Annotated in this window: 30 protein-coding genes; 17 read left to right on the forward strand and 13 right to left on the reverse strand. The window is 67.4% G+C overall.

The features are described from left to right. Positions 1–31: 31 nt before the first annotated feature. From D5041_RS00375 to D5041_RS00420, 10 genes are all read left to right on the forward strand, one after another. A complete protein-coding gene (locus D5041_RS00375; protein WP_010104591.1) occupies positions 32–973 on the forward strand; it encodes a PhoH family protein in 942 nt (313 codons plus the stop codon). A 29-nt stretch (positions 974–1002) separates the two neighbouring features. Next, positions 1003–1461 (forward strand): rRNA maturation RNase YbeY, encoded by a 459-nt coding sequence (gene ybeY / locus D5041_RS00380; RefSeq protein ID WP_265284356.1) that lies wholly within the window; start codon positions 1003–1005, stop codon positions 1459–1461. Positions 1462–1642: 181 nt separating this feature from the next. Next, positions 1643–2089 carry a hypothetical protein gene (locus D5041_RS00385; protein ID WP_010104588.1) on the forward strand — a complete coding sequence of 149 codons (447 nt, stop codon included), beginning with the start codon at positions 1643–1645 and terminating at the stop codon, positions 2087–2089. 42 nt (positions 2090–2131) lie between these two features. Further along, a complete protein-coding gene (locus tag D5041_RS00390; protein WP_010104587.1) occupies positions 2132–2494 on the forward strand; it encodes a response regulator in 363 nt (120 codons plus the stop codon). Between the two features lie 29 nt (positions 2495–2523). Next, a complete protein-coding gene (locus D5041_RS00395; RefSeq protein WP_265283575.1) occupies positions 2524–4602 on the forward strand; it encodes a chemotaxis protein CheA in 2079 nt (692 codons plus the stop codon). Positions 4603–4626: 24 nt separating this feature from the next. Then, positions 4627–5115, forward strand: coding sequence for a chemotaxis protein CheW (locus tag D5041_RS00400; protein ID WP_010104583.1), 489 nt, complete (start codon positions 4627–4629; stop codon positions 5113–5115). A gap of 82 nt (positions 5116–5197) precedes the next feature. After that, positions 5198–6100, forward strand: coding sequence for a CheR family methyltransferase (locus tag D5041_RS00405; protein ID WP_265259486.1), 903 nt, complete (start codon positions 5198–5200; stop codon positions 6098–6100). Between the two features lie 29 nt (positions 6101–6129). Then, positions 6130–6846, forward strand: coding sequence for a chemoreceptor glutamine deamidase CheD (cheD, locus tag D5041_RS00410; protein ID WP_265283315.1), 717 nt, complete (start codon positions 6130–6132; stop codon positions 6844–6846). 12 nt (positions 6847–6858) lie between these two features. Then, on the forward strand, positions 6859–7926 hold the full coding sequence (gene cheB, locus D5041_RS00415) for a protein-glutamate methylesterase/protein-glutamine glutaminase (protein ID WP_265283576.1): 1068 nt from the start codon (positions 6859–6861) through the stop codon (positions 7924–7926). 117 nt (positions 7927–8043) lie between these two features. Next, positions 8044–9051, forward strand: coding sequence for a D-2-hydroxyacid dehydrogenase family protein (locus D5041_RS00420; RefSeq protein WP_010104578.1), 1008 nt, complete (start codon positions 8044–8046; stop codon positions 9049–9051). Positions 9052–9112: 61 nt separating this feature from the next. Here D5041_RS00420 and ptsJ read toward each other — a convergent pair whose 3' ends face one another. Then, positions 9113–10414, reverse strand: a complete 1302-nt coding sequence (gene ptsJ, locus D5041_RS00425; protein ID WP_265283577.1) for a MocR-like B6 salvage transcription factor PtsJ — start codon at positions 10412–10414, stop codon at positions 9113–9115. A gap of 52 nt (positions 10415–10466) precedes the next feature. Here ptsJ and D5041_RS00430 point away from each other — a divergent pair, with 52 nt between their 5' ends. Next, positions 10467–11276, forward strand: a complete 810-nt coding sequence (locus D5041_RS00430) for a YggS family pyridoxal phosphate-dependent enzyme (protein ID WP_265283578.1) — start codon at positions 10467–10469, stop codon at positions 11274–11276. A gap of 97 nt (positions 11277–11373) precedes the next feature. Further along, complete coding sequence (locus tag D5041_RS00435; RefSeq protein ID WP_265283579.1) at positions 11374–12108, forward strand: glutamine amidotransferase; 735 nt, start codon at positions 11374–11376, stop codon at positions 12106–12108. Positions 12109–12164: 56 nt separating this feature from the next. Here D5041_RS00435 and D5041_RS00440 read toward each other — a convergent pair whose 3' ends face one another. From D5041_RS00440 to D5041_RS00470, 7 genes are all read right to left on the reverse strand, one after another. Next, complete coding sequence (locus D5041_RS00440; protein ID WP_265259491.1) at positions 12165–12575, reverse strand: type II toxin-antitoxin system VapC family toxin; 411 nt, start codon at positions 12573–12575, stop codon at positions 12165–12167. Next, positions 12575–12811 carry an antitoxin gene (locus D5041_RS00445; RefSeq protein WP_265259492.1) on the reverse strand — a complete coding sequence of 79 codons (237 nt, stop codon included), beginning with the start codon at positions 12809–12811 and terminating at the stop codon, positions 12575–12577. The genes D5041_RS00440 and D5041_RS00445 overlap by 1 nt, the downstream gene beginning before the upstream one ends. A 147-nt stretch (positions 12812–12958) precedes the next feature. After that, on the reverse strand, positions 12959–14086 hold the full coding sequence (locus D5041_RS00450; protein WP_265283580.1) for a branched-chain amino acid ABC transporter substrate-binding protein: 1128 nt from the start codon (positions 14084–14086) through the stop codon (positions 12959–12961). A 106-nt stretch (positions 14087–14192) separates the two neighbouring features. Beyond that, positions 14193–15323, reverse strand: coding sequence for a branched-chain amino acid ABC transporter substrate-binding protein (locus D5041_RS00455; RefSeq protein ID WP_265283581.1), 1131 nt, complete (start codon positions 15321–15323; stop codon positions 14193–14195). 143 nt (positions 15324–15466) lie between these two features. Next, a complete protein-coding gene (locus D5041_RS00460) occupies positions 15467–15772 on the reverse strand; it encodes a hypothetical protein (protein ID WP_010104566.1) in 306 nt (101 codons plus the stop codon). Further along, complete coding sequence (locus tag D5041_RS00465) at positions 15772–16206, reverse strand: DNA polymerase III subunit chi (protein ID WP_265259494.1); 435 nt, start codon at positions 16204–16206, stop codon at positions 15772–15774. The genes D5041_RS00460 and D5041_RS00465 overlap by 1 nt, the downstream gene beginning before the upstream one ends. Positions 16207–16221: 15 nt before the next feature. After that, on the reverse strand, positions 16222–17778 hold the full coding sequence (locus D5041_RS00470) for a leucyl aminopeptidase (protein ID WP_265283582.1): 1557 nt from the start codon (positions 17776–17778) through the stop codon (positions 16222–16224). A gap of 26 nt (positions 17779–17804) precedes the next feature. Between D5041_RS00470 and lptF the strand changes: the two genes are divergently transcribed. Genes lptF through D5041_RS00495 form a run of 5 tightly spaced genes read left to right on the forward strand, consistent with a single transcriptional unit; the run spans position 17805 to position 22574 of the window. Next, on the forward strand, positions 17805–18908 hold the full coding sequence (gene lptF, locus D5041_RS00475) for an LPS export ABC transporter permease LptF (RefSeq protein ID WP_029554349.1): 1104 nt from the start codon (positions 17805–17807) through the stop codon (positions 18906–18908). Next, positions 18905–20014, forward strand: coding sequence for an LPS export ABC transporter permease LptG (gene lptG / locus D5041_RS00480; RefSeq protein WP_029554348.1), 1110 nt, complete (start codon positions 18905–18907; stop codon positions 20012–20014). The genes lptF and lptG overlap by 4 nt, the downstream gene beginning before the upstream one ends. A gap of 20 nt (positions 20015–20034) precedes the next feature. Continuing rightward, a complete protein-coding gene (locus D5041_RS00485) occupies positions 20035–20394 on the forward strand; it encodes a sirohydrochlorin chelatase (protein WP_029554347.1) in 360 nt (119 codons plus the stop codon). A gap of 22 nt (positions 20395–20416) precedes the next feature. After that, complete coding sequence (locus tag D5041_RS00490) at positions 20417–21358, forward strand: CysB family HTH-type transcriptional regulator (protein WP_265283310.1); 942 nt, start codon at positions 20417–20419, stop codon at positions 21356–21358. Positions 21359–21383: 25 nt separating this feature from the next. After that, positions 21384–22574, forward strand: coding sequence for a pyridoxal phosphate-dependent aminotransferase (locus D5041_RS00495; protein ID WP_265283309.1), 1191 nt, complete (start codon positions 21384–21386; stop codon positions 22572–22574). Between the two features lie 31 nt (positions 22575–22605). Here the strand turns inward: D5041_RS00495 and ltaE are convergent, their stop codons facing one another. The 5 genes from ltaE to lpxK all read right to left on the reverse strand — a co-directional run bounded on the left by ltaE (position 22606) and on the right by lpxK (position 26636). After that, positions 22606–23676 carry a low-specificity L-threonine aldolase gene (ltaE, locus tag D5041_RS00500; protein ID WP_265259497.1) on the reverse strand — a complete coding sequence of 357 codons (1071 nt, stop codon included), beginning with the start codon at positions 23674–23676 and terminating at the stop codon, positions 22606–22608. Positions 23677–23698: 22 nt separating this feature from the next. Continuing rightward, the gene (gene adk / locus D5041_RS00505; protein WP_265283583.1) at positions 23699–24382 is read right to left on the reverse strand and encodes an adenylate kinase; all 684 of its coding nucleotides are present in this window, start codon (positions 24380–24382) and stop codon (positions 23699–23701) included. A gap of 126 nt (positions 24383–24508) precedes the next feature. Then, positions 24509–25333, reverse strand: coding sequence for a 3-deoxy-manno-octulosonate cytidylyltransferase (gene kdsB / locus D5041_RS00510; protein WP_265259499.1), 825 nt, complete (start codon positions 25331–25333; stop codon positions 24509–24511). Further along, positions 25330–25512: a Trm112 family protein gene (locus D5041_RS00515; protein ID WP_010105649.1), complete on the reverse strand. Its 183-nt coding sequence runs from the start codon at positions 25510–25512 to the stop codon at positions 25330–25332. Before D5041_RS00515 ends, kdsB begins: the two co-directional genes overlap by 4 nt. A 38-nt stretch (positions 25513–25550) precedes the next feature. Then, positions 25551–26636: a tetraacyldisaccharide 4'-kinase gene (gene lpxK, locus D5041_RS00520; protein ID WP_265283584.1), complete on the reverse strand. Its 1086-nt coding sequence runs from the start codon at positions 26634–26636 to the stop codon at positions 25551–25553. Between the last annotated feature and the right edge of the window lies 1 nt (position 26637).

The following is a 26637-nucleotide window of genomic DNA, read 5'->3' on the forward strand; positions in this document are numbered from 1 at the left end:
GCCATGTTTTTGCCCGACCGGAATTATCAGCGTGATCCTGCGCCACACCTTCACCCCTCCCGACAATTCCCGGATCGTGCAGCTATGCGGCCCGGCGGACGCGCACCTGCGCAGCATCGAAGCAGCGCTGCAAGTGCGCATTGCACACCGGCACGAGCAGTTCCGGGTCGAGGGCCCCAAGGCCCGGGCCACGCAGGCCATGGCACTGCTGCAGGCGCTGTACGAGATGGCCGAGCAGCCGATCACCGAAGAGCAGCTGCAGCTCATGCTCGCCAGTGATCCCGCGCCGCCCGATGCACCCGGCGGGGACGCGATCGTGCTCAACACCCGCCGCGCCGACCTGCGCGCGCGCACGCCCACGCAGAACCTGTATCTGAAGAACATCGCCAGCCACGACATCAGCTTCGGCATCGGCCCCGCAGGCACCGGCAAGACCTACCTGGCCGTGGCCTGCGCCGTGGACGCGCTCGAGCGCAGCGCCGTGCAGCGCATCGTGCTCACCCGCCCCGCAGTCGAGGCCGGAGAGCGCCTGGGCTTTCTGCCGGGCGACTTGGCGCAGAAGGTCGACCCCTACCTGCACCCGCTGTACGACGCGCTGCACGAGCTGATGGGCTACGACAGGGTGCAAAAAGCGTTCGAACGCAACGCGCTCGTCATTGCCCCGCTGGCCTTCATGCGCGGGCGCACGCTGAACAATGCCTTCGTGATCCTGGACGAGGCGCAAAACACCACGCCCGAGCAGATGAAAATGTTCCTCACGCGCATCGGCTTTGGCGCCCGCGCCGTGGTCACGGGCGACGTGAGCCAGATCGACCTGCCCAAGGGCGCGATGAGCGGCCTCATCGACGCCGAGCACGTCCTGCGGCGCGTCCAGGGAATCGCGGTCACGCGCTTTACCAGCGCCGACGTGGTGCGCCACCCGCTGGTCGCACGCATCGTCGACGCCTACGACGCGCCGCGCCGCCGCATTTGACATGGAACACCCCCGAGTACGACCGTGCGATGCCGCCCTTGAAGCAACTCTGCCTGGCGCTGCAATTTGGCCGCTTTGACGGAGCGGCAGCGCACCGCGCGGTTCTGCCGCGCCACAGGGTGGCGCGCTGGATCCGCCACGCGCTGGCCGCCGACGCCGAGATCACCGTGCGCATCGTCGGCGCCGAAGAGGGGCGGCAGCTCAACGGCGGCTACCGGGGCCGGGACTACGCGACCAACGTGCTCACCTTTGACTACGGCCGCGCGCCCCGGGTCACGGCGGACCTGGTGCTGTGCGCGCCCATCGTCGAGAGCGAGGCGCGCGCGCAGGGCAAGCGCCTGGATGCGCACTACGCGCACATGCTGGTGCACGGCACGCTGCACGCGCAGGGCTGGGACCACGAGGGCAGCGCCGCAGACGCCGACGCCATGGAGGCCCGCGAGACGCAAATCATGCAGCAGCTGGGGTTTGCCGACCCCTACGCCTGAGCGCCGCAAGGGCCTCCTGGAATACAAAATAGAACAAACAAGGGCATTTTTCTGCTTGAGATGGTTTCGGCGTCAGCGTCCAATGGGCGCGGGTTGCACAAGGGATCGGGGGGCTTTGGCGCAGGCATCGTGGTCCCGGGTTTCGCGTGCTTTGCTGTGACCGTGCTGCGCTGGAGAAACGATGCAATCTACGTTGACGCCGCCTGGAGGCCCCGCCGTCCAGGTCCCCGTCATGGTGACCGCGGAACTGCAGGATTCGTTGCTGGTTGTAATGCACGACCTGCACCGCCTGGAGGGCCTGCTGAACCACGCCACGGACAACCTGCTTGAGCGCTTCGGCGAGGCGAACGCCGTGCTGACCGACCGGGTCGTCGCCGATTCTCCCGCACTGGTGACGGCGCGTTGCGCGCTGCGCAGCGCCGTGACCGAGTTGCAGTTCCAGGACATGGCCTCGCAGCTGATCTGGCACACCACCAAGGTCCTGCAGGGCTGCGCCTTTCGCCTGGCGTCCGAGACCATGGGCTGCGAGGAGGGCGAGGACGCTGCGCCCTTTGCCGAGATGGCGCCGGACCGGCCGAATCCGGTCACCCAAAGCGAGATGGACGCCGGGTCCGTGGACCTGTTCTGACCCGCCCTGCCCTCTGCCCATTCGAATCCGCTGGAGCCCTACATGCAATCGATTCTTGCCGTGGATGATTCCCCTTCGATGCGAAAAATGGTGTCCTTCACCCTCGCGGGCGCAGGCTATCACGTGGTCGAGGCGGTGGACGGGCAAGACGCCCTGGAAAAGGCCGAGACACACGACATCGACCTCGTGCTCGCGGACCAGAACATGCCGCGGCTCGACGGCATCGGGCTCACGCGCAAGCTGCGCGAGCACCCCAAGTTCAAAACCATTCCGATCCTGATTCTGACCACGGAGTCGAGCGATCGGATGAAGCAGGCCGGACGCACCGCCGGTGCCACGGGCTGGCTGGTCAAGCCGTTCGATCCGAATCGCCTGATCGAAGTCATCCAGAAAGTGATGCGTTGAGCGAGACCCCCCGAGTACACGGAGCCACCATGGCGCAAACCCACCCAGAAGGACCGGCCGCAAGCGCCGACTTCGACCTGAGCCAGTTCTATCAGATCTTCTTCGAGGAGGCCGGAGAGAACCTCGATCAGATGGAGCAGATGCTGCTGGACCTCGATCTGAGCCACGCCGACGACGAGGAACTCAACGGCATCTTCCGCTGCGCGCACTCGATCAAGGGCGGCTGCGCCACCTTCGGCTTCTCGGACGTGGCGGAGCTGACGCACCAGATGGAGTCCCTGCTCGACCGTCTGCGCCGCCGCGAATTGCAGCCCGTGGCCCAGATGGTGGACGTGCTCCTGGAGTCTGCCGACGCATCGCGCAGCCTGCTCGCGCGCCACCGCGCCGGCGGGCAGGGAGAGGCGGTTTCCACCGCGGACCTGGTGCTGCGCATCAGCGATCTGGCAGCCGGGGACCTTGCCGCGGACGCGCCTGCGGTCCCTGACGCGCCAGCGCCGGCTGCGCCCAAGCCGCCCACGCCCGCGCCCACACCCGCGCTCGCCGGGCCGGTGCGCCGGATCGAAATCCGGATCGGCCCCCTGGAGCGCCTGGAGCAGGCGGACGCGATCAAGGAACTGTTTCGCGACATCCCCGGCCTGGGGAGCATGCGCGACGCGCCCGACAGTCCCGGCATGCCGCCCGACACGCGCCTTTTTACCGTCGAGACGAGCGCGACGAACGACGAGCTGCTCGACCTTTTTGCCTTCCACGTCGCCAAGGAGCAGGTGCTCATCCGCGCTGCGGGGAACGGCGCGGCGGCGGCCCCTGCCCAGCAGCAGGATGCAGAGGGGAATGCGTTCTACGGGCTGTTCCACGGTGCCCCGGGCGCGCCGCAGAGCATGGCACCTTCGGCAGCGGTGCCCCCGAAAGCGGCCGGCTCCAAGGCCGTGGTGCAGGCGCAAATGGAGTCCGCGACGATCCGTGTGGACATCAAAAAAGTCGACCAGCTCATCAATCTGGTTGGCGAACTGGTGATCACCCAGGCCATGCTCGCGCAGTGCAGCCGCGGGATCGACGCCGGCGCGTACCAGCAACTGATCGCGGGACTCGCGGATCTGGACCGCAACACGCGCGACCTGCAGGAGTCGGTGATGTCGATCCGCATGATCCCCATGTCCATCGTCTTCAGCCGCTTCCCGCGCATGCTGCGCGATTTGGCCAACCGGCTGGGCAAGAAGGTCGAATTGGTGACGCTGGGCGAGGCCACCGAGTTGGACAAGGGCCTGGTGGAAAAAATCACCGACCCGCTGACGCATCTGGTGCGCAACAGCTGCGACCATGGCATCGAGCTGCCGGCCGAGCGGATCGCCAAGGGCAAGCCGGAGCACGGAACCATCACCCTGGCGGCCTCGCACCAGGGCAGCTCGATCGTCATCGAGGTGCGCGACGACGGGCGCGGCCTGGCACGCGCGAAGATTCTGGAAAAGGCCCGCGAGCGCGGGATCGAGCTGTCCGAGCAAATGAGCGACGCGGAGGTCTGGCAGCTGATCTTTGCCCCGGGCTTTTCCACCGCCGACGAGGTCACCGAGCTGTCCGGGCGCGGCGTGGGAATGGACGTGGTGAAACGCAATATCGCCGCGCTCAACGGCTCGGTCGAGATCGACTCCAGCGAAGGCCACGGAATGAAGGTCGCGGTGCGCCTGCCGCTGACGCTGGCGATCATGGACGGCATGTCCGTGGGGGTCGGCGACGAGGTCTATATCCTGCCGCTGTCTTCCGTCGTCGAGTCCTTCCAGGTGCACGCCAACGGCGTGAGCACGGTGGCGCAGGGTGCGCAGCTCGTCAAGGTGCGCGACGAATACATGCCCGTGGTCGCGCTGGAGAAGATTTTCCAGGTCCCCCGCTTCGACCTCGACAAGTCCGGCAGCGTCATGGTGGTGATCGAGGCCGACGGCAGCCGCGTGGCGCTGTTGGTCGACGAGCTCCTGGGCCAGCACCAGGTGGTGGTGAAGAACCTGGAGTCGAATTACCGCAAGGTCGCCAACGTGTCCGGCGCCACCATCCTGGGCGACGGCACCGTGGCGCTGATTCTGGACACGGCCGCGCTCGTGCGCCGGACGCGTCACTGACGCGCCGCTAAAGGAGAACGCAGCATGCAAGCGCTGGCCCGAACGAAAGACGCTGCGTGCCCGGACGCGCGCGAATACCTGGCGTTCCGCCTCGACCAGGAGGAGTACGGCATCGACATCCTGAAGGTGCAGGAAATCCGCGGCTACGAGCCGCCAACGCGGATCGCCAACGCGCCCGGCTTCATCAAGGGCGTGGTGAATCTGCGCGGAACCATCGTCCCCATCGTCGACATGCGCATCAAGCTCCACTGCGCGCAGGCCGACTACAACGACTTCACCGTGGTCATCATCCTGAATCTGCGCCAGCGCGTGGTCGGCATCGTCGTCGATTCCGTGAGCGACGTGATGGACCTCGCGTCCGACAGCATCCGCCCGGCGCCGGACGTGGAGAGCGCGATCGAAAACGGCTGCATCCTCGGCCTGGGTTCGGTGGACGAGCGCATGCTGATCCTGCTGGACATCGAAAAACTCATGGCCAGCGCAGACATGGAGCTGGTCGCGGCGAATGAATGACCGGGACGCAGCCGCACCGGGCGCAGAGAACAGACGCAGCGGACCTTTTGGAACAAACGACATTCCCCGTCGGACGATCAACATGGACCTCCCCGGCAACGCCCTGTTTCATCCCCGGTCCACCGCACCCGGGAACGCACCGGCGCAGGCCACGGCACGCACGCGCCCCCCGCTGGGCCAGGGGCTGGAATTCGTCTGGACCGACGCCGACTTTGCGCGCGTGCAGACGCTGATCTACCGCCATGCGGGAATCAGCCTGCAAGACGGCAAGAACGCCATGGTCTACAGCCGGCTCTCGCGGCGCCTGCGCGACACCGGGCACAGCAGCTTTCACGACTACCTGGGCTGGCTGGAGGCGCACGACGGCCCCGAGTGGCAGGAGTTCGTGAACGCGCTCACCACCAACCTCACCGCATTCTTTCGCGAGCAGCACCATTTCGACATCCTTGCCGCGCACCTGCGCTCCGCCCCGTCGGCGCGCTGGCGCGTCTGGTGCAACGCCGCGTCCACGGGCGAAGAGGCGTACTCGATCGCCATGACGGCTTTCGAGACGCTCGGCCCCCATGCCGCGTTCAAGCTCACGGCGAGCGACATTGACTCGCGCGTGCTCGCCACTGCGGCGCAGGGGGTGTATCGGCTCGAGGGCCTCAAGGGCCTGAGCCCCGCGCGGCTGCACAAGTTTTTCCTGCGCGGCAAGGGCGCGAACGCGGGGCTGGTGTGCGCCAAGCCCGAATTGCGCCGCGCCATCGAATTCCTGAGCGTGAACCTGATTCGCGACGACTGGCCGTTCCAGGAGCCCTTCGACGCGATTTTTTGTCGCAACGTGATGATTTACTTCGACGCGCCCACGCAGCGACGGGTGCTCGAGAGAATCCACCGCGTGCTCAAACCGGCAGGCATGCTGTTCGTCGGGCATGCCGAAAACTTCAGCGCGTCCCGCGACCTCTTCGCGTTGCGCGGCAAGACGGTGTACGAACGCCGCTGACCCGCGCATGCCGTCCTCAGGCAGCCCCCATGACCACCATCCACACAGGCCCCGGCGAGCGGCGCCGCGCGCCCCGGATCGCGCCCCTGAGCGCGGACCTCCAGTCCTCTGGTGCAGGGCCCGCGCGCGTCGCGTCGTTGCCGCAGCTCAAGGCGCGCGGCCGCAGACCCGGAGAGGCCAGCTTCTTCTATCTGGACGCGCACTTTCAGCACAGCGCGGCGAAGGTTCTGCCGGGCGAGTATTTCGTCTCCGACGAAAGCATGATCATCATGACGGTGCTCGGCTCGTGCATTGCCGCCTGCCTGTGGGACAGCCGCGCGCACGTGGGCGGAATGAACCATTTCATGCTCCCCGACGGCGACCTGGCCGACGCATCGGGGCGCTACGGCTCCTACGCGATGGAACTGCTGATCAACGAAATGCTGAAACTCGGGGCGCGCCGGGAAACCATGCAGGCAAAGATTTTTGGCGGCGCGCAGGTGATGCACAAGTTCACGACCATGAACGTGGGAGAGCGCAATACCCAGTTCGTCCTGAACTACCTGCATACGGAGCGCATTCCCATCGTCTCCGAGGACGTGCTCGACATCTATCCACGCAAGGTCGTTTTCTTCCCCGTCACCGGCAAGGCCATGGTCAAGCGTCTGGCGCATGCGCACCCCGAGACGCTGGCGGCGCAAGAGGTGCAGGGCAACGCCGCCACGGTGGCCAAGAGCACCTCCGGGGGGTCCGTGGATCTGTTTTGAGGAAGGCGACGAATGCACAGAAAGATCCGGGTGCTCGTGGTCGACGATTCGGCGCTGGTGCGCAGCCTGCTGTCCGAGATCGTCAACCGGCAGCGCGACATGGAGTGCATTGGCGCGGCGCACGATCCCCTGGTGGCGCGCGAGATGATCCGCGCGCTCGCCCCGGATGTCCTGACGCTCGACGTCGAGATGCCGCGCATGGACGGAATCGACTTCCTGGAGCGCCTCATCCGCCTGCGCCCGATGCCCGTGGTGATGATCTCCACGCTCACGCAGCACGGCGCCGAGGTCACCCTCAGGGCGCTGGAACTGGGCGCCGTGGACTTCGTTGCCAAGCCGCGCATCGGCCTGGCGGGCGGACTCGAGGCGCTGGCCGCGCAGATCGTGGAGAAGATCCGCGTCGCCGCGGTGGCGCAGGTGCGCCGGGCGCCTGCGCACCAGACCCCATGCGGGCCGGCGCCCGCGCTGCTGGGCCACCTGGCGACGGAAAAGCTCATCTGCATCGGCGCCTCCACCGGGGGCACCGAGGCCATCCGGGAACTGCTGGTGCAACTGCCGGCGGACTCCCCGGCGATCGCCATCACCCAGCACATGCCGCCGGGCTTTACCACGAGCTTCGCGGCGCGCCTGAACGGGCTGTGCCGGATAACGGTCAGGGAAGCAACGCATGGCGAACGCATACTGCCCGGCCACGCCTACATCGCCCCCGGAGGCAGCCAGTTCCATGTGGCGCGCAGCGGCGCCAACTATGTGGCGCAGGTCGACGACGGCCCGGCGGTGAACCGCCACAAGCCCTCCGTGGAAGTGCTCTTCAAGTCAGCAGCCGCCGTCGTGGGACGCAACGCCTTCGGCATCATGCTCACCGGAATGGGCAACGACGGCGCCGCCGCAATGCGCGAGATGCGCGACGCGGGCAGCTACAACTACGTGCAGGACGAGGCCAGCAGCATCGTCTTCGGCATGCCGCGCGAGGCCATCGCGCATGGCGCCGCCGACGAGGTCCTGCCGCTGGGCCAGATCGCTGCGGCGCTGATTGCGCGCCTGCGCGCGACCACGGACCGGCTGCACCACCGCATCTGACGGGCGTCAACGGGCCGTAGGCCGAAAAACATCCTGTCACCAAAAAGCCGGACATCCCGCCGCGCCACATTGGTGCGCGCCGCGCTGCCGCGCTGCGCACCAAGGCACAATGCCGGGATGAACATCGTGATCCTCGACGATTACCAGGACGCAGTGCGCAAGCTGCGCTGCGCCTGCCGGCTCGACGCGTACACCACCAAGGTCTATACCAACACCGTCAAGGGGCTGGGCCAGCTCTCCGCGCGGCTCAAGGACGCCGACATCATCGTGCTCATCCACGAGCGCACGCACATCACGCGCCAGTTGGTGGAAAAGCTCCCGCGGCTCAAGCTGATCGCCCAAACCGGCAGGCTGGGCAGCCACGTGGACGTGGCGGCATGCACGAAGCGCGGCATTGCGGTCGCCGAAAGCGTGGGCTCCCCGGTGGCTCCGGCAGAGCTTGCCTGGTCCTTGGTCATGGCGGCCATGCGCCGACTGCCGCAGTACATCGCCAGCCTCAAGCACGGCGCCTGGCAGCAATCGGGCCTGAAGACCGCGTCCATGCCAACCAACTTCGGCATTGGCAGCGTGCTGCGCGGCAAGACGCTGGGAATCTGGGGCTACGGCCGCGTCGGCCAGATCGTTGCCGGCTATGGCCGGGCATTTGGCATGCAGGTGTGCGTCTGGGGCCGCGAGGCCTCGCGCACGCAGGCGCTCGCGGACGGCTACCAGGCCGCAGAAACGCGCGCGGATTTCTTCTCGCAATGCGACGTCATCTCGCTGCACCTGCGCCTGAACGACGAGACGCGCGCGATCATCTCGCTCGAAGACCTCTCGCGCATGCCGCCCACGTCGCTGCTGGTGAATACCTCGCGCGCCGAACTGATCGAGCCGGACGCGCTGATCTCGGCGCTCAACCGCGGCCGCCCGGGCATCGCCGCGGTGGACGTGTTCGAGAGCGAACCCATCCTGCAAGGCCACGCGCTGCTGCGGCTGGAAAACTGCATCTGCACGCCGCACATCGGCTACGTCGAACAGGAAAGCTACGAGATGTACTTTGGCGCAGCGTTCGACAGCGTGGTGAATTTCATCAAGGGAACGCCGACAAGCATCGTCAACCCCGGCGCGCTTCAGGTGCGGCGCTGACGGGCGCCTGCCCCGCGGTGGACAGCGGCCTTTGCATTGTGGTGAGACGGGGGCGCTGCTTTCAGCCCCTGCCAAGGCTGGCCCGGATATCCGCGGCAAGACGCATCGCCTGCACCTTCTCGAGATTCGAGACGGTGAGCCGCAGTCCATGCGCCATTGCGCGCACACGGAACCCGTCGCCGCTGCGAACCAGCCAGCCGCGCTGAGCCAATGCGAAAACCACGGGCTGACTCTCCCGTTCCAGGGGCAACCATACGTTGAGGCCATCTGCCGGTCCGGCAGTCGCCAGCCCTTGGTCGGTCAGCGCAGAAACGATCCAGTCGCGCCGCCGCGCATAGTCCTCCCGCGCCTGCGCGAGACGCGCGCCAAACCCTGCGTCAAATAGACAGGCTTGCACGATACCCTGCAGCACATGGCTAACCCAGGTCGTCCCCGAGGCCAGGCGCAGCCGCAGTCCCGATGCAGTCTGCGGGTCGCTGGCCACGAATGCCATGCGCAGGTCCGGTCCCAGCGCTTTGGAGACTGAGCGCACAAGTGCCCAGCGCTGGGTCGAGACGGGAATCGGAGAGTGATAGTCACCGACGGACAGCAGTGCGAAATGGTCATCCGCGATGACCAACCGGTGCGGATAGCGTTCAAGCACGGCCCGGATCGACTGCGCCCGCTGCGCACTCAGGCTGCAGCCGGTCGGGTTGTGCGCACGCGGCGTCAGAATGACCGCCTGGGCCCCTGCGCAGAGCGCCTCCTCCAGCGCATCGGCACGCATGCCCTCGGCGTCCACAGCCACGCCGAGGACTTGCAGGCCGCTGGTACGCAGCGTGTTGATGCTGCTGAGAAAGCAGGGATCTTCCACCACCACCCGGTCCCCCGCCACCAAGTGCGCAGCCAAGAGCCGCTCGATGGCATCCACGGCCCCCCAGGTGAGTTCGATCTCGTCCGTCGCGGGGCAATCACCCGCAAACCACTGGCGCGCATACGCAGCGAGTTCCGATGCCACCGTCAGCTCTCCATAAAGCCGGGGCCGATAGCTCGCCCGGGCGAATGCCGTCGTGATGTCCGGCAACCATGCAGGATTCGGATTCCCGCTGGCGACATCGGCCAGCGATGTATCGAAAGCGGTTCCCTCCTGCTCACCCAGGACGGTGGGTTCGCGGATAACGGTACCCAGGCGCCCTTGCGCAAGCGCAATGCCCGTTGTGACCAAGCGCTTGTAGGCCGCTGCAACCGTGTTGTGGTTGACCTCGAGCGCTACCGCCAAGTCTCGCACCGGGGGCAGGGCCTGACCGGGTTTCAGGCTTCCTGACTGGGTGAGCAGGCGCACGCTGTCGAAGATCTCCGCCGCTGTTTTTCCAATGATCCGCATTTGTACTAGATCAAACTTTCAATTGGCATAGGTATATGTTACGCTGCGGCGCATGACCCGTACAGTACAGCGCTCCCCTGCCGAGGAAACGGCTGACCCTTCGCGCTACCCGCAAGCGCTGACGGTGGCAGACTTTCGCCGCAATCTGGCCGAGGTGCACGGCCGCATTGATCGCGCCTGCCAGCGCGCAGGCCGCGACCCCGCCACAGTGCGGTTGCTGCCCGTCAGCAAGACCGTCGATGAGGCGCGTATCCGCCTGTCCTATGAAGCTGGCTGCCGGGAGTTGGGCGAAAACAAGGTCCAGGAGGCGCACGGCAAATGGAAGGCCATGGCCGATTTGACCGGCCTGCGCTGGTCCGTGATCGGCCACCTTCAGACGAACAAGGCGAAACTGGTTGCGCAGTTCGCATCGGAATTCCAAGCACTCGACAGCTTGCGTGTGGCCGAGGTGCTGGAGCGGCGCCTGCAGGCGGAGGGCCGCGGCCTGGACGTGTTCGTTCAAGTCAACACGTCCGGCGAAGCCAGCAAGTACGGCCTGCCTCCCGAGGAGGTCGTGCGCTTCGTGCGCGAACTGTCCGCTTACCCGGCCTTGCAGGTGCGCGGCCTGATGACGCTGGCCCTACTGTCGCCGGAAAACGCGCGCGTGCGACCGTGCTTTGCGCTGCTCAGGACACTGCGGGATCGCCTCCAGGCAGAGGTCCCCCATGGGAACAGGATCACCGAACTGTCAATGGGCATGTCCGGCGACTTCGAAACCGCTATCGACGAAGGAGCAACCGTGGTTCGTGTGGGGCAAGCCCTCTACGGGGCGCGTGCCCTGCCCGACAGCCATTTCTGGCCGGCTGCTGCGCAGCCATGCTGAATGCCCCCCGATCACCCAGCTACCACCCCCGCGCAGCCGCGGAGTTGTCGGCAACAAAGCCCGGCAGTTCATGGCCAACCACCACCCTGGAACTCTCATGAAAACAGCGACTGCACTGCGCCACATCCATTTTGAGGACGTTGGTACCCTCGATACCGTGATGCTCGAGCACGGTTATGAACTGCGCTACATCGACCCAACGCTGGAAAAGCTCGACGATCCTGCGCTGCAACGGGCGGATTTGTTGATCGTGCTGGGAGGCCCCATTGGGGCCTGCGACGAGCAGGTCTATCCCTTTCTTGAACCGGAACTGGCCGTGGTCCGCCAGCGCCTGGAAACCGGCCGCCCCTTGCTGGGTATCTGCCTGGGCGCCCAGCTTATTGCAAGAGCCCGGGGGGCCAAGGTGTATCCACTGGGTATCAAGGAAATCGGCTTCTCTCCTCTTGCACTGACGCCGGCCGGCGAGGATTCCGTACTGGCCGGGCTTGGCGATACGGAAGTCCTGCATTGGCATGGCGACCAGTTCGACATACCGGACGGCGCGGTCCGGCTGGCCAGCACGCCGGCAGGCGCCAATCAGGCATTCTCGATCGGGCCAAACGTGCTGGGCCTGCAATTCCACCTGGAGGCCGATGCGCGCACGCTCGAACGGTGGCTGGTCGGCCACGCCAGCGAATTGGGGCAGGCCGGCATTGACCCACGCGCTTTGCGCGCCGACGCGGCACGGTTTGGAGAGCGCTTGGCGGGTGCTGCACGCCGGGTCATTTCCGATTGGCTGGACAACTTGGAAGCGGGTCCTGGGCATGGCACTGCGTTTTTCCAGCACCCATGATGCGCAGGCCTACGCCGAAGGCGTTTTTCGCGCCAAGCGGGGGTGCAACAACGCCATCAACACGCCGTCGGTGACGTCCAATTCTCCAACTTTATCCCTGGGTAATCTACAAAATCCCGCTCATTATTTGTGACCAACACCACGTCGAGTGCGACCGAATGTGCAGCTATCAACTTGTCCAAGTGATCCTTCTTGCGCTCGCGCGTTGCTTCGCGGATAGGACCATATGCCACTGCCGCTGTCGCATCGAAAGAGACGACCGGAATGTCTCCAATCAGCGCATCGAGGTTCCTGCGCTCGCGAGCACGGCTCGCTGACACAGAGACTCCGTATTCCAACTCGGCATATGTGATTGCAGATATCACCACATCGCCAACGTAGCACTGCGCAAACCGTTTTGCCACTTGTTCAGGCTGATTCTTCATCAAGTAGATGCACATGTTTGTGTCCAGCATGAAACGTGGCATTACAGAACCTCGCGTCCAGATTGCTCTTGTTCACCACGTCCTTCAAGCAGGAAATTCGGCTCGAATTTGGCAAACTTCTTCAACACCCCGTCAAGTGAACGACGCACCGGACGAATACGCAGTTCCTTTCCCAAGCGCTCGATCTCCAACTCCTCGCCCATGCGCTCATAGGCCAAGTCAGCTGGAATACGCACAGCCTGCGAATTGCCATTCTTGAAAGTCTTGGTGGTATGCATTCCAAACCCCATTCTTGCGTGGTGTACTTCGGACGGACAACAACGGTTTCCAGTCGTGGACCGCCCAGCCGCCAATCTTGCAGCTGCGCAAGCCCAAGATCATATCCAGATGGAACCGCAGGCCCGCTGCAAGCGTTCACTCTGCGCTCACATGGGGGTCTTCTTGCCGTCCTTGAAGTGGTACAGCGTGAAGGGAGGGTTCTTCATCTCGCCATTGGCCTCGAAGGCGATCGTTGCGGTCACCCCCTGGAAGTGGGACTTGGCCAGTTCGTTCAGGTAGACCTTGGGGTCTACGGAGTCGGCACGCTTCATGGCGTCAACCAGCAGTTGCGTGGCGTCGTAGGTGTAGGGGGCGTAGATCTGGTACAGGCCGGGGTACTTGGCGTCGAACCGGGTCTTCCAGCCTGTCCCGCCGGGCATCTTTGCCAGGGGAGCGGCGCCCTCGGCGCAGACCACGTTGTTCAGGGTCTTGGCACCGCCTGAGAGTTTGACGATTTCCGACGTGCAAATGCCGTCACCACCCAGGAACGTCATGTGACCCATCCCCAGTTGTTCCATCTGGCGCAGCATGGGCCCTCCCTGGGGGTCCATTCCGCCGTAGAAAACGGCGTCGGGATTCTTCGCCTTGACGGCGGTCAGGATGGCCATGAAGTCGGTCGCCTTGTCGGTCGTGAACTGCTCATCGACGACCTTGATTCCCTTGGCGATGGCGGTCTTCTTGAACACGTCTGCCACGCCCTGGCCGTAGGCGGTGCGGTCGTCGATGACGGCAACGGTCCTGAGCCTGAGCGTGTCCGCAGCGTAGACCGCCAGGCCGGCGCCCAGCGCGCTGTCGCTGGCGATGATGCGGAACGTGGTCTTGTAGCCGGGCTTGGTCAGATTGGGGTTGGTCGCAGAGCCCGTGACCATCGGGATTGCGCAGTCGTGGTAGATCTTGGCCGCGGGAATGGTGGTGCCGGAGTTCAGGTGGCCGACGACGCCCGCGACCTTGGAGTCGCACAGCTTTTGCGCGACGGCCGCGCCCTGCTTCGGGTCGGCAGCGTCGTCTTCGGCCTGCAGCTCGAAGCGGATTTTCTTGCCGCCGATGGTGATGCCTTGGGCGTTCAATTCCTCGATGGCCATGCGTGCGCCGTTTTCGTTGTCCCGGCCGTAGTGCGCCTGGGGGCCGGACAGCGGCGCCGCGTGGCCGATCCTGACCAGCTGCTCCTGCGCGCAGACCGCACCCGCCGCAACCGTGACACCAGCGAGTACGGTCAGTTTCAACTTCCATTGCATATCGATTTCTCCAAACAAAGACAAACGAATCCGTGTGCGCCACAACGCAGGCGGGCGCTAAAAAGGCTTCCCGCGGGAAGCCTTTTCGGGATCTCCGCAGATCCGGTTACATGGGGGTCTTCTTGCCGTCCTTGTAAACGTACAGCGTGATCGCGGGGTTCTTCAAGTCGCCATTCGGCTCGAAGACGATCTCCGCGGTCACCCCCTTGTAGTTGGACTTCGCGAGTTCGTTCACGTAGACCTTGGGGTCAACCGAGTTGGCGCGTTTCATGGCGTCGACCAGCAGCTGCGTGGCGTCGTAGGTGTAGGGGCTGTAGAGCTGGAACTGGCCGGGGTACTTGGCGTCGTACTTCGCCTTCCAGGCCGCTCCGCCGGGCATTTTCGCCAGGGACGCGGCGCCTTCACCGCAAATCATGTTGCTCAGGGTCTTGGCGCCCCCTGAGAGCTTGGCGATTTCCGCAGTACAAGAGCCGTCACCACTGAAGAACTTCATGTTCCCCATTCCCAGTTGCTCCATCTGGCGCAGCATGGGGCCGGCCTGGGGGTCCATTCCGCCGTAGAAAACGGCGTCGGGGCTCTTCGCCTTGACGGCGGTCAGGATGGCCATGAAGTCCGTCGCCTTGTCGGTCGTGAACTGCTCGTCGACGACCTTGATTCCCTTGGCGATGGCGGTCTTCTTGAATACTTCTGCCACGCCCTGACCGTAGGCGGTGCGGTCGTCGATGATGGCAACGGTCCTGAGCTTGAGCGTGTCCGCAGCGTAGGTCGCCAGGCCGGCGCCCAACGCGCTGTCGCTGGCGATGATGCGGAACGTGGTCTTGTAGCCGGGCTTGGTCAGGTTGGGGTTGGTCGCAGCGCCCGTGACCATCGGGATTGCGCAGTCGTGGTAGATCTTGGACGCGGGAATGGTGGTGCCGGAGTTCAGGTGGCCGACGACGCCCGCGACCTTCGAGTCGCACAGCTTCTGCGCGACGGCCGCGCCCTGCTTCGGGTCGGCGGCGTCATCTTCGGCCTGCAACTCGAAGCGGATTTTCTTGCCGCCGATGGTGATGCCTTGGGCGTTCAATTCCTCGATGGCCATGCGTGCGCCGTTTTCGTTGTCCTTCCCGTAGTGCGCCTGGGGGCCGGAAAGCGGTGCCACGTGGCCGATCTTGACCACCTGCTCCTGCGCACAGGCCACGCCGCCGCCCGCAGCAGCGACGACAGCAAGCACGGTCAGTTTCAGCTTCAATTGCATATCAAATCTCCCGTAAAGATAAACGCCGAGAACCCGTTGCGTGTCTCAGCGCGGGTGACCATAGCGCAATTTGCGCGCCAGAGCGCATGGGAAACCACGAGCAAATGTAAGGAAGCGCAGCACGGCGGCGCGTCGTCATTGCTTCACTGCGGGGGCGCGCCGTCGGTCCGGGATTGCGCCGCGGCCTGGTGCACCGCATGGCGCACCAGCGACCCGATCTCTGCGCGCAGCCCGGGCAGCGCCTGCTCTTTCAGCAGGGTGGCGATGGCTTCTTGCAGGTGCGTCTCCAGCAGCCTGTCCACGTGCTGCATGACGCGCTGCACCAGGTAGTCCTCCACTTCCTCGGGAAGCGGGCGGGGCGCAGCGGGTGGCGGGCTGTCCGGGAGGGAGGCGGGCGGCTGCACCACTTCGGTGAGCAGCGGAACGAAGCGCGGCGGCGTGTCTGCCATCAGCCCGCTTTCAGCACCAGATCATGGCGCACGATGGTGTATCCCAAGGAGGCATAGTGGCGCCAGCGCGCACGCGCCGCGTCGCGGTCCACCGCGTCCTGCGCGCTCACCACTTCGACCAGTCGCTCGAAACGGTCGAAGCCATCGGGGACTTCGGCGGCGAGGTTCAGCAGCACCTCGTGGTGCGCCGCGCGGCGCGCGTGCGAAGTCAGCAGAACCGGCGACGCGTGGAGCAGGTCTTCGGGCGCGTCGTCCCGGCAGTGGGCGACGAAATCCTGCGGCGCGAGCGTCCAGAGCATGCGGTCCAGGGACTCCAGCGTCTCTGCGGGCGCGGCGATCACCAGGCGGGTTGCGCTGCGCTGCACCTTGCGCGCAAAGCGGCAGGCGTAGGCCAGCTTGTCCGGCGCGTTGAAGTGGAAAGCGACCTCGGTCATGCCGCCGCTGCGTGTTCAGGAAGCCCTCGCGCGCGGCGCACGCCGGGGCACGGCGCGCGCCGCAGGTTTGGATGCGGCGGCGCGTTGCGCGGATTTGGATGCAGCACGCGGCGCGGGCTCGGATGGGGCGCGCTGCGCCGCCTGACCCAACAGGTAGTGCACGAGCAGGCCCACCGGCCGCCCCGTGGCGCCCTTGGCGGTGCCGCTCTTCCAGGCCGCTCCGGCGATGTCCAGGTGCGCCCAGGGCATTTCGCCGACGAACTTTTGCAGGAACTTGGCCGCGGTGATGGCGCCGCCGGCGCGGCCCGCGACGTTGCCCATGTCGGCAAAATTGCTCTTCAGGCCCTCGGCGTAGTCGTCGTCCAGCGGCATGCGCCAGCAGGTGTCGAGCGCCGCCTCGCCGGCCGCGTGCAGCGCCGCGGCCAGGCCGTCGTCGTTGGCAAACAGCCCGCTGCGCACGTTGCCCAACGCGATCATGCAGGCCCCGGTCAAGGTGGCGATGTCGACCACGGCGGCGGGCTTGAAGCGCGCGGCGTAGCTCAGCGCGTCGCACAGCACGAGGCGCCCTTCGGCGTCGGTATTCAGAACCTCGATGGTTTTCCCGCTCAGGCTGGTGACCACGTCGCCGGGCTTGACGGCGCGTCCGTCGGGCATGTTCTCGCACGCCGGGATCAGGCCCAGCACGTTGATCGCGGGCTGCAACTCGCCCAGGGCGCGGAACGCCCCGAGCACGCTGGCGGCGCCGCACATGTCGAACTTCATCTCGTCCATCTCGGCTGCGGGCTTGATCGAGATGCCCCCGGTGTCGAAGGTGATTCCCTTGCCCACGAGCACCACGGGCGCCTGGTCCTTGGCGGCCCCGCCGTAGCGCAGTTCGATGAAACGCAGAGGCTCTTCGGAGCCGCGCGCGACGGCCATGAATGCGCCCATCCCCAGGCGGGCCACTTCGGCGGGGCCATGCACCTTGCACTGGATGCGCGGCAGTTTCGCCAGCGCCCTCGCAGCGTCGGCCAACAGGCTCGGGGTGGCATGGTTGGCCGGGCGGTTGCCCCATTCGCGGGCCAGCTCCACGCCCGCCACCAACGCCACGCCGCGGTCGAATGCGTCGCGGACCGCGGCGGCGTCGGGAACCCCCACGACGCAGCGCTGCAGGCTGCGCGCCTGCGCCGTGGGTTTGGTGCTGGTGTAGACGTAGCTGGCTTCGGCGAGCGCCTGCAGCGCGGTGCTCACGGCGCCCGCGCTGACGGCCCCCGCAAGGCACAGCACCAGGCGCTTGGTCTGGGGCGCCTGGATCGCGGGGCCTGCTGCGAGCAGCGCCTGCTGCACCGCCCGGGCAGAGCCATCGCCCGCGCCGACCAGCACCACGCGGCGCGCGGCCACGGCAGGTGGCTGGTACAGATGCAATTGCTTGCCCGCTTTGAGCACCAGGTCGCCGCTCCTGAGCGCCAGCGCGGCCAGCGTGGACAGGGCGTCCTGCCCCGGCCTGAAGCCCTCGGGGATGAGGACCAGCAGCAGGTCGCATGTCTGCGCAGCGGCCGCGGCCAGGCTCAGGGTTTTGAGATCGAAGTTCATAATTGGCGCTTTCCTTGACGAAGCTGATGTTATTCGATTCATCCATCCGCAAGGAGTTGGCGCGCAGCTTCGGCGCGACGCTGGTGGTGCTGGTGACCGTGGTCATGACCATGATGCTCATCCGTACCTTGGGCCAGGCGTCCCGGGGCAACGTCAGCCCTTCCGACGTGACGCTGGTCATGGGCTTTACCGTTCTGGGGCAATTGCCCGCGATTCTCGGCCTGAGCCTGTTCATTGCCGTGGTCGGCATGCTGTCGCGCATGTACCGCGACAGCGAGATGGTGATCTGGTTCGCCAGCGGCCGGGGCCTGGCCAGCCTGCTCAGGCCCCTGCTGCGCTTTGCCTGGCCGGTGGTGGCGCTGGTTGCCGTGCTCTCGCTGCTCGTCTGGCCCTGGGCGAACGCGCAGATCCAGGAGCTCAGGACCCGCTACGAGCGGCGCAGCGACATCGACCGCATTGCGCCCGGCGAGTTTCAGGAGTCGTCCAACGGCAGCCGGGTGTTCTTCATCGACAAGGACAGCTCCGACGCGCAGGCGGGCAACAACGTCTTCATTGCCGCCACCGATGACCGGCGTGAATCCGTCACCTCCGCGCGCAGCGTGCGCATCGAGACCCGCGACGGCGAGCGCATGGTCGTGCTCAGCAATGGGCAGCGGCTGGAGGTCGAGCGCGACAAGCCCGGCGTCATGGTGAGCGAGTTTTCCGAGTACACGACGCGCATCGGCTCGACCCCGCCGGGCTCCGCCGAGGCCATCGCGCTCAAGACCCGCACCACCTACGATCTGCTCATGCAGCCCCTGCCCGCGTCCCGCGCGGAACTCGGCTGGCGCCTGGGGCTGGCACTGGCCGCGTCGAATTTCGTTCTCCTCGGGCTGGCCGTGACGAGCCGCAATCCGCGCACGGCGCGCAGCGCCAGCATGGTGGTTGCGCTGTTCGCCTTCATCGTCTACTACAACCTGATGGCGCTCGGTCAGAGCTGGATCGGCGCGGGCCGGCTGGGCCTGGCGAACTTCATGCTGCTGCTGCACGGCGGCATGCTGCTCCTGGCACTGGCGCTCCTGGCGCTGCGCCACAACCAATGGAGCCTGCTGCGCCTGCGACCGTCCCGCGGGCCGGGGGCGCGCGCATGAAGACCCTGCGCCGCCTGATCCACCGCGAGGCCCTGTCGGCGGTCGCCTTCGTCACGGCGGGTTTTCTGGCGCTGTTCTTCTTTTTCGACGTGGTCGATGAGCTGCGCTGGGTCGGCCTGGCGGACGCCGAGGGCTACCAGCTCTCGCACGCGCTGCTGTTCGTGGCCCTGGGCGTTCCGAGCCACCTGTACGAGCTGCTGCCGATCACGGTGCTCATAGGAACCATCTTCGTGATGGCCCGCCTCGCGCAAAGCTCCGAGTTCACCATCATGCGCACCAGCGGAATGGGCCCCTGGCAGGCCCTGCGCACGCTGCTCACGCTGGGCGGCTTTTTCGTGCTGCTGACCTTTGCGCTCGGCGACTACCTCGCGCCGCTGACGGAGCGCAGCGCCCAGCAAATCAAGGCGATCCATCTCGGGCGCCTGACCTCGGGCGCCACCGGCGCCTGGCTCAAGGAGCGCCAGAACACGCATTCCTTCGCGGTGAACGTGCACGCCCTGAGCACCGGGGGCGCAATGCTCGGCGTGCGCATTTTCGAGTTCGACGCCAAGGGCCGCCTGGCCTCGCAGACGCGGGCCGTCTCGGGCCAGTTCGGACCGGACGGCGCCTGGACGCTGGAGCAGGTGCAGCGCAGCCGCTTCGACCAGGGCGACGCGAACGATGCGGCGCACGTGCAGTACCTCGACGCCCCCAGCCTGCAATGGCGCACCACCATCAGCGCCGACATGGTCGCCGCGTCCCTGCTGCGGCCCGACCGCATGGCGACGCTGGACCTGTTCCAGTTCATCCGCCACCTGAACACCAACGCCCAATCGGCCCAGCGCTACGAGATCGAGTTCTGGCGCAAGGTGTTCTACCCCCTGAGCTGCCTGGTGATGGTGGTGCTCGCCCTGCCCTTTGCCTATCTGCACTTCCGCTCCGCCGGAATTGCGGGCCAGGTCTTTGCCGGGGTCATGGCCGGAATCAGCTTCTTCCTGCTGAACAACATCTTCGGCTACGCAGGCAACCTGCAGAACTGGTCTCCCTGGCTGACCGCCGCCGCGCCGGGGCTGATCTATTCGCTGCTCTCGCTGGCCGCCTTTGGCTGGCTGGTGCTGCGGCGTTGAACGGCATCCACGCCGCCACCATGGGCCAGGCCATCGTCCTTTTTTCCCACGGCTCGCGGGACCCGCTGTGGCGCGCTCCGGTGGAGGCGGTCGCGGCGCGCATTCGCACCAGCCACCCGGGCCGCAGCGTGGCCTGCGCGTATCTGGAGGGCTGCGCGCCGTCGCTCGCGCAGGCGGCCGCGCGGCTCGTCGCACGCGGCGCCACGCGGCTCACCGTGGTCCCCATGTTCCTGGGCAGCGGCAGGCATGCGCGCGAGGACCTGCCCCGGCTCGTGGCGCAGCTGCGCTGCGCCCACCCCGGCGTGCAGTTCCACGTGCAGGCGGCGATCGGCGAAGATCCGCGCATGACCGCATTGATGGCCGACATCGCTTGCGAATGAGATCCCTTGCTCTGAACCCGACATGAACCTGCACCAATTCCGCTTCGTTCAGGAAGCGGCACGCCGCAACCTCAATCTGACCGAGGCCGCCAAAGCGCTGCACACCTCGCAGCCGGGCGTGTCCAAGGCCATCATCGAGCTGGAGGAGGAACTGGGCGTGGACATCTTCGCGCGCCATGGCAAGCGCCTCAAGCGCATCACCGAGCCGGGTCAGCACGTTCTGCGCAGCGTGGAGATCATCATGCGCGAGGTGGGCAACCTGCGGCGCATCGGCGAACAGTTCAGCGCGCAGGACAGCGGCACCCTGAGCATCGCCACCACCCACACCCAGGCGCGCTACGTGCTGCCCGTTCCCGTGGCCGGCCTGCGCGAGGCCTACCCCAAGGTGCACATCAGCCTGCACCAGGCCACGCCACACGAAGTGGCGCGCATGGTCATCGACGAGGTGGCGGAAATCGGCATGGCCACCGAGTCCCTTGCGGATTACCCGGAACTCGTCACGCTGCCGTGCTACGCGTGGCAGCATGTGCTGGTCGTCCCGAACGAGCACCCGCTGGCGCACAAGGAGCGCATCGGCCTGGAAGACCTGGCGCACGAAGCGCTCATCACCTACCACCCCTCGTTCACTGGCCGCGGCAAGATCGACCAGGCCTTCGGCGCGCGCAAGCTGCAACCGCGCGTGGTCCTCGAAGCCATTGACTCCGACGTCATCAAGACCTATGTGCGGCTCGGCCTGGGCGTCGGCATCGTCGCCGAAATGGCCATGCGCGACGACCCGGTCGGCGACCTCGCGGTGCGCCCCATGGGCCAGCTCTTTGGCCAGAACGTCGCCCGTGTGGCCTTCAAGCGCGGCGCCTACCTGCGCAATTTCGTCTACCGCTTCGCCGAACTGATCAGCGACCGGCTGAGCCGCGAACTGATCGCCCGCGCCATGAACGGGCACGTCAACGACTACGAGCTCTGATGCCCCCCCGCCCCGGACCCGCACCATGACCCCAGCCGCCGACACCGCCCATACCGCCCATACTGCCGCCCCACCCCGCCTGGTCAGCCGGCTGCCGCAGGTGGGAACGACCATCTTTACCGTCATGTCCGCGCTCGCGGCCGAGCACCGGGCCGTGAACCTGGGCCAGGGGTTTCCCGACTTTGCCTGCGACCGCGCGCTGCCGGACGCCGTGACCCGGGCCATGCAGGCCGGGCACAACCAATACCCGCCGATGCCGGGAATCCCTGCGCTGCGCGCGGCCGTTGCCGACAAGATCGAGGCGCTGCACGGCCGCCGGTACAGCGCGGACACCGAAATCACCATCACCGCGGGCGCCACCCAGGCCATCCTCACCGCGCTGCTGGCGATCGTGCACCCGGGCGACGAAGTCATCGTTCTCGACCCCTGCTACGACAGCTACGTGCCGAACATCGACCTGGCCGGCGGCCGCGCCGTGCGCGTTCCCCTGGCGCCGGGGAGCTTTCGCCCGGACTTTGCGCGCATCGGCGCCGCGATCACGCCGCGCACCCGCGCCATCATCACGAACAGCCCGCACAACCCCGGCGCGACCGTCTGGAGCGCCGCCGAAATGCGCCAGCTCGAAGACCTGCTCGCGCCCACCGCCGTCGTGCTCATCAGCGACGAGGTGTACGAGCACATGGTGTTCGACGGCGCCGAGCACCAGAGCGCCGCACGCTTCGCGGGCCTGGCCGCGCGGGCCTTCATCGTCTCGAGCTTTGGCAAGACCTTTCACGTCACGGGCTGGAAGGTCGGCTCGGTTGCAGCCCCGGCGCAGTTCACGGCGGAGTTCCGCAAGGTGCACCAGTTCAACGTATTCACCGTGAACACTCCCATGCAGCATGGCCTGGCGGAGTACCTGCAAGACCCTGCCCCCTACCTGCAGTTGCCCGCGTTCTACCAGGCCAAGCGCGACCTGTTCCGCGAGGGGCTCGCAGGCTCGCGCCTGCGGCTGCTGCCAAGCGCAGGGAGCTACTTTCAGTGCGTGGACATCTCCGCCGTGAGCGAGCGCAGCGAATCCGACTTCTGCCAGTGGCTGACGCGCGAGATCGGCGTCGCGGCGATTCCGCTGTCGGCCTTCTACGGCGACGGCTTCGAGCAGCGCGTGGTGCGCTTTTGCTTTGCCAAAAAGGAAGCCACGCTGCGCGCGGCGCTGGAGCGGCTGCGCAGGCTGTAGTCGCCCTGGGGTGGGGGGGAGCGCGCCCGATCTACCCCGGCAGCGCAAAACGCGCCACGCAGTCCAGCGCCGCGGCCACGTCGGCCGGGCCCACGTCCAAGTGCGTCACCCAGCGCAGCCGGGTCTGGCCGCCGTACAGGCTGCCCGTCACGCGCACCCCGTTGCGCTCCAGCCAGGCGCTGAACGCGGGCGCCACGTCGGCCTGCAGATCCGTGAACAAGATGTTCGTCTGCCAGGGCTGCACGTGGATGCGCCCCTGGAGCACGGGGTGGCTGCGGCCTGCTTCGGCGAGGCCCCGGGCGAGTTGGTCCAGGTTCGCGTGGTCCTCGGACAAGCGCCGCACGTGGTGGCGCAGCGCGTAGTGGCCCGCAGCCGCGAGCATTCCGGCCTGCCGCATGCCGCCCCCGAGGATCTGGCGCGTGCGGCGCGCCTGGCGGATGAAGTCGCGCCGGCCGAGCAGCAGCGACCCCACCGGCGCCCCCAGGCCCTTGCTCAGGCACAGCGAGACCGAGTCGAATTCGCGGCACAGGCTGCGCGCCTCGGCGTACACGTCGCTGCCGCTGCGCGCGGCCTGCACCGTGGCGGCGTTGAACACGCGCGCGCCGTCCAGATGCAGCGCCAGCGCGTGCTCCCGGGCCAGCCGGGCGACTTCGGCGAGGTACTGCGGCGGCAGCACCTGGCCGCCAGTGGTGTTTTCCAGCACCACCAGGCGGGTGCGCGCAAAGTGCGGGTCGTCGGGCTTGATCGCGGCGGCAATGTCCGCCAGGCGCAGCGTGCCGTCGGGCTGCGTCTCGACCGGCTGCGGTTGGATCGACCCGAGAACGGCCATGCCGCCCGCCTCCCAGCGGTAGCTGTGCCAGCTTTGGCCGACGATGGCCTCGTCGCCGCGCTGGCAATGGCCCCAGAGCGCGATCAGATTGGTCTGCGTTCCCGAGGGGGCGAACAGCGCCGCCTCGAAGCCCAGCAACTCGGCCGCGTGCTCCTGCAGCGCGTTCACCGAGGGGTCGTCGGCCAGCACGTCGTCGCCCAGCGGGGCCTGGAACATGGCCTCGCGCATGGCGGACGTGGGTTGGGTGACGGTGTCGCTGCGAAAGTCCGGCATGGGGTGGGCTCCCGGGGTTCGGTCAATGGCCGACCAGCACCGGCCGGGGGCAGTCCGCCAGCGCCTGCAGCGCGCGCACGGTGATCTCGTCCACGCTGCCCGTTCCGCTGATGCTGCGGTACCGGGGGGCGGTTGCGGGTTCGGCCTGGGCCCAGCTGCGGTAGTAGTCCGCCAGGGGGCGCGTCTGGTCGCTGTAGACCTGCAGACGTTTCCTCACGGTTTCTTCCTTGTCGTCCTCGCGCTGGACCAGTTCCTCGCCGGTCGCGTCGTCCCTGCCCGGCACCCGGGGCGGATTGAACCGGATGTGGTAGGTGCGGCCGCTGGCCGGGTGCAGGCGGCGGCCGCTCATGCGCTCGATGATGGCGTCGAAGGGCACGTCGATTTCGAGCACGCAGTCGAGCCGCACGCCCGCGGCCTTCATGGCGTCTGCCTGGGCAAGGGTGCGCGGGAAGCCGTCGAACAGAAAGCCCTTGGCGCAGTCCGGCTGCGCGATGCGTTCCTTGACGAGCGCGAGGATGATGTCGTCGCTGACCAGCGCGCCCGAATCCATCACCGCCCGGGCCTGCAGGCCCAACGGCGTTCCCGCCTTCACGGCGGCGCGCAGCATGTCCCCGGTGGAGATTTGCGGGATGCCGTATTCGCGGCAGATGAAGCTGGCTTGCGTGCCCTTTCCGGCGCCAGGTGCGCCCAGCAGAATCAGTCTCATGGAGCTCCTCGAAGGTTGGAAACCGGTGCACACCGGGGGCCGCAGCTGCCCGGAGCCGGCCCTGCGCCCGCGCCGCGCCGGTTACGTTCGAGGATAGCATGCGCCCCCGGGCGGCCCGGGGCGCGCTCAGCGAAAAATGCGGCGCACCCGCTCCAGGTCCTCGGGCGTGTCCACACCCGGTCCGGATGCGGCGTCCGCCAGGTGCACCGCGATGCGGTGGCCATGCCACAGCGCGCGCAATTGTTCGAGCGCTTCGAGCGCCTCGGCAGGCGCCGGGGCCAGCCGGGGAAACTGCCGCAGAAAGTCTGCGCGGTAGCTGTAGATGCCGACATGCCGCAGCGGCGCAAACCCTGCCAGCGCCGCGGCGCCGCCGGACGCTGCGTCCTGCCACCACGCCGTGCCTGCGCGGTCGCGCGCAAAAGGAATCGGTGCGCGACTGAAGTAATGCGCCAGGCCCCGGGCGTCGAGCACCACTTTCACGACGTTGGGGTCGGCGTAGTCGTCCAGCGAGGCAATGGCGTGCGCCGCCGTTCCCATGCTGGCCTCGGGCCGGGCCGGCAGTAGCGCTGCCACGGCGTCGATGAGCCCGGGGTCGATCAGCGGCTCGTCGCCCTGTACGTTGACGACGATCTCGTCTCCGGCGAGATCGAGCCGGGCGCAGGCCTCGGCCAACCGGTCGCTGCCGCTGGCGTGGTCCGCGCGGGTCAGGAGCGCCTCGACGCCGTGCGCCGCGCAGACCTGCTGGATGCGCGCGTCGTCGGTCGCCACGAGCACGCGCCGGGCCGCGCTCTGGGCCGCGCGCCGCGCCACGCGCACCACCATGGGCAGGCCGGCGATGTCGGCCAGGGGCTTGTCCGGCAGGCGGCTCGAGGCCCTGCGCGCCGGGATCAGCACCGTGAAGCGCAGGTCCACGGGCCGGTCCACGGCCGCCCCGTCCAGGGCCGCGCTCACTGCTCGAGTTCCTCGTCCGTCAGGGTGCGGGCTTCGTTTTCCAGCAGCACGGGAATTCCGTCGCGCACCGGGTACGCCAGCCGGGCGCTGCGCGAGACGAGCTCCTGCGCCTGGCGGTCGTAGCGCAGGGGGCCCTTGGTGACCGGGCAGACCAGCAGTTCGAGCAGTTTCGGGTCCATGGGGGCAGTGGCTTGGAGGGTCGCGCGGGCTCGTGCGTTCAGGCCGGATGATAGCGGTGGCATTGCGCGCCGGGGGGCAGGCGCGCGTCGAGGGCCTGGAAAAAGCGCGGGTCGATGTGCAGCACCAACGCAACGGCGAGCGCACCCGGGTACAGCCCCCACAGCTTGAGCGCGTCTTTTTCGGTGCAGAGCACGGGCATGTGCGGCTCCGGCGGGCCCTTCCAGCGCTTGAAGTCGTAGTGATCGGGCAGGGCCTCGGTGCACGCCAGCGTCAGCCCCGCGGCGCGCAGCATGGCAAAGAACTCGCCCGGCCGCGCCACGGCTGCGAGCGCGTATAAGGGCTGGCCCTGCAGCCAGGCCAGGGGCAGCCGGGTGCCGTCGCAGCGCACTGCGCAGGGGGCCAGGCTGCGCCGCATGCCGAAAGCGGGCGCCGCCGATGCGCCCGGGGGCCGGGCGCCCGCGTGCAGCACGAAGTCCACCGCGCGCGGCCAGAGCTCGCGCAGCGGGCCGGCGGGCAGCAGAAAGCCGTTGCCTGTTCCCTGGTCGTTGAAGACGCAGATTTCCAGATCGCGCAGCAGGGCCAGGTGCTGCAGGCCGTCGTCGCACACGAGCACGTCGGTTTGCGGGTGCGCGGCGAGCAGCGCGCGCGCGGCGGCAACGCGGCGCGTGGCCACGAAGATGGGCACGCCGGGAACGCCGGGGACGGTGCCGTCCCCCCCTGCGCAAATGCGGCGCGCGATGAGCGCGGGTTCGTCGCCCACCTCGCTGGCCGGGCTGCCGGGCAGCACCGCGCGGCAGTCGCGGGTGCTGCGCCCATGGCCGCGCGAGATCACGCCGACGCGCAGCCCGCGCGCCTGCAGGTATTGCACGAGCGCGATGACCACGGGGGTCTTTCCCGCGCCTCCGGCGATCACGTTCCCGACGACGATCACCGGGCAACCCGGGTGTTCGGCCGCGAACACCCCGGCGCGGTACAGCCCGCGGCGCAGCGCCGCCAGCGCCGCATAAAGCCGTGACAGCGGCCACAGCGCCCAGGCCGCGAGGCCCCGGGTCTGCCAGATCTTTTGCAGGCCGTGCGGCGCTGCGGGACCGGGGACCGGGCGGGCGGGGGCGGGGTTGGCCATG

Source organism: Verminephrobacter aporrectodeae subsp. tuberculatae (genome assembly GCF_026127385.1).
Classification (GTDB): domain Bacteria; phylum Pseudomonadota; class Gammaproteobacteria; order Burkholderiales; family Burkholderiaceae_C; genus Acidovorax; species Acidovorax aporrectodeae.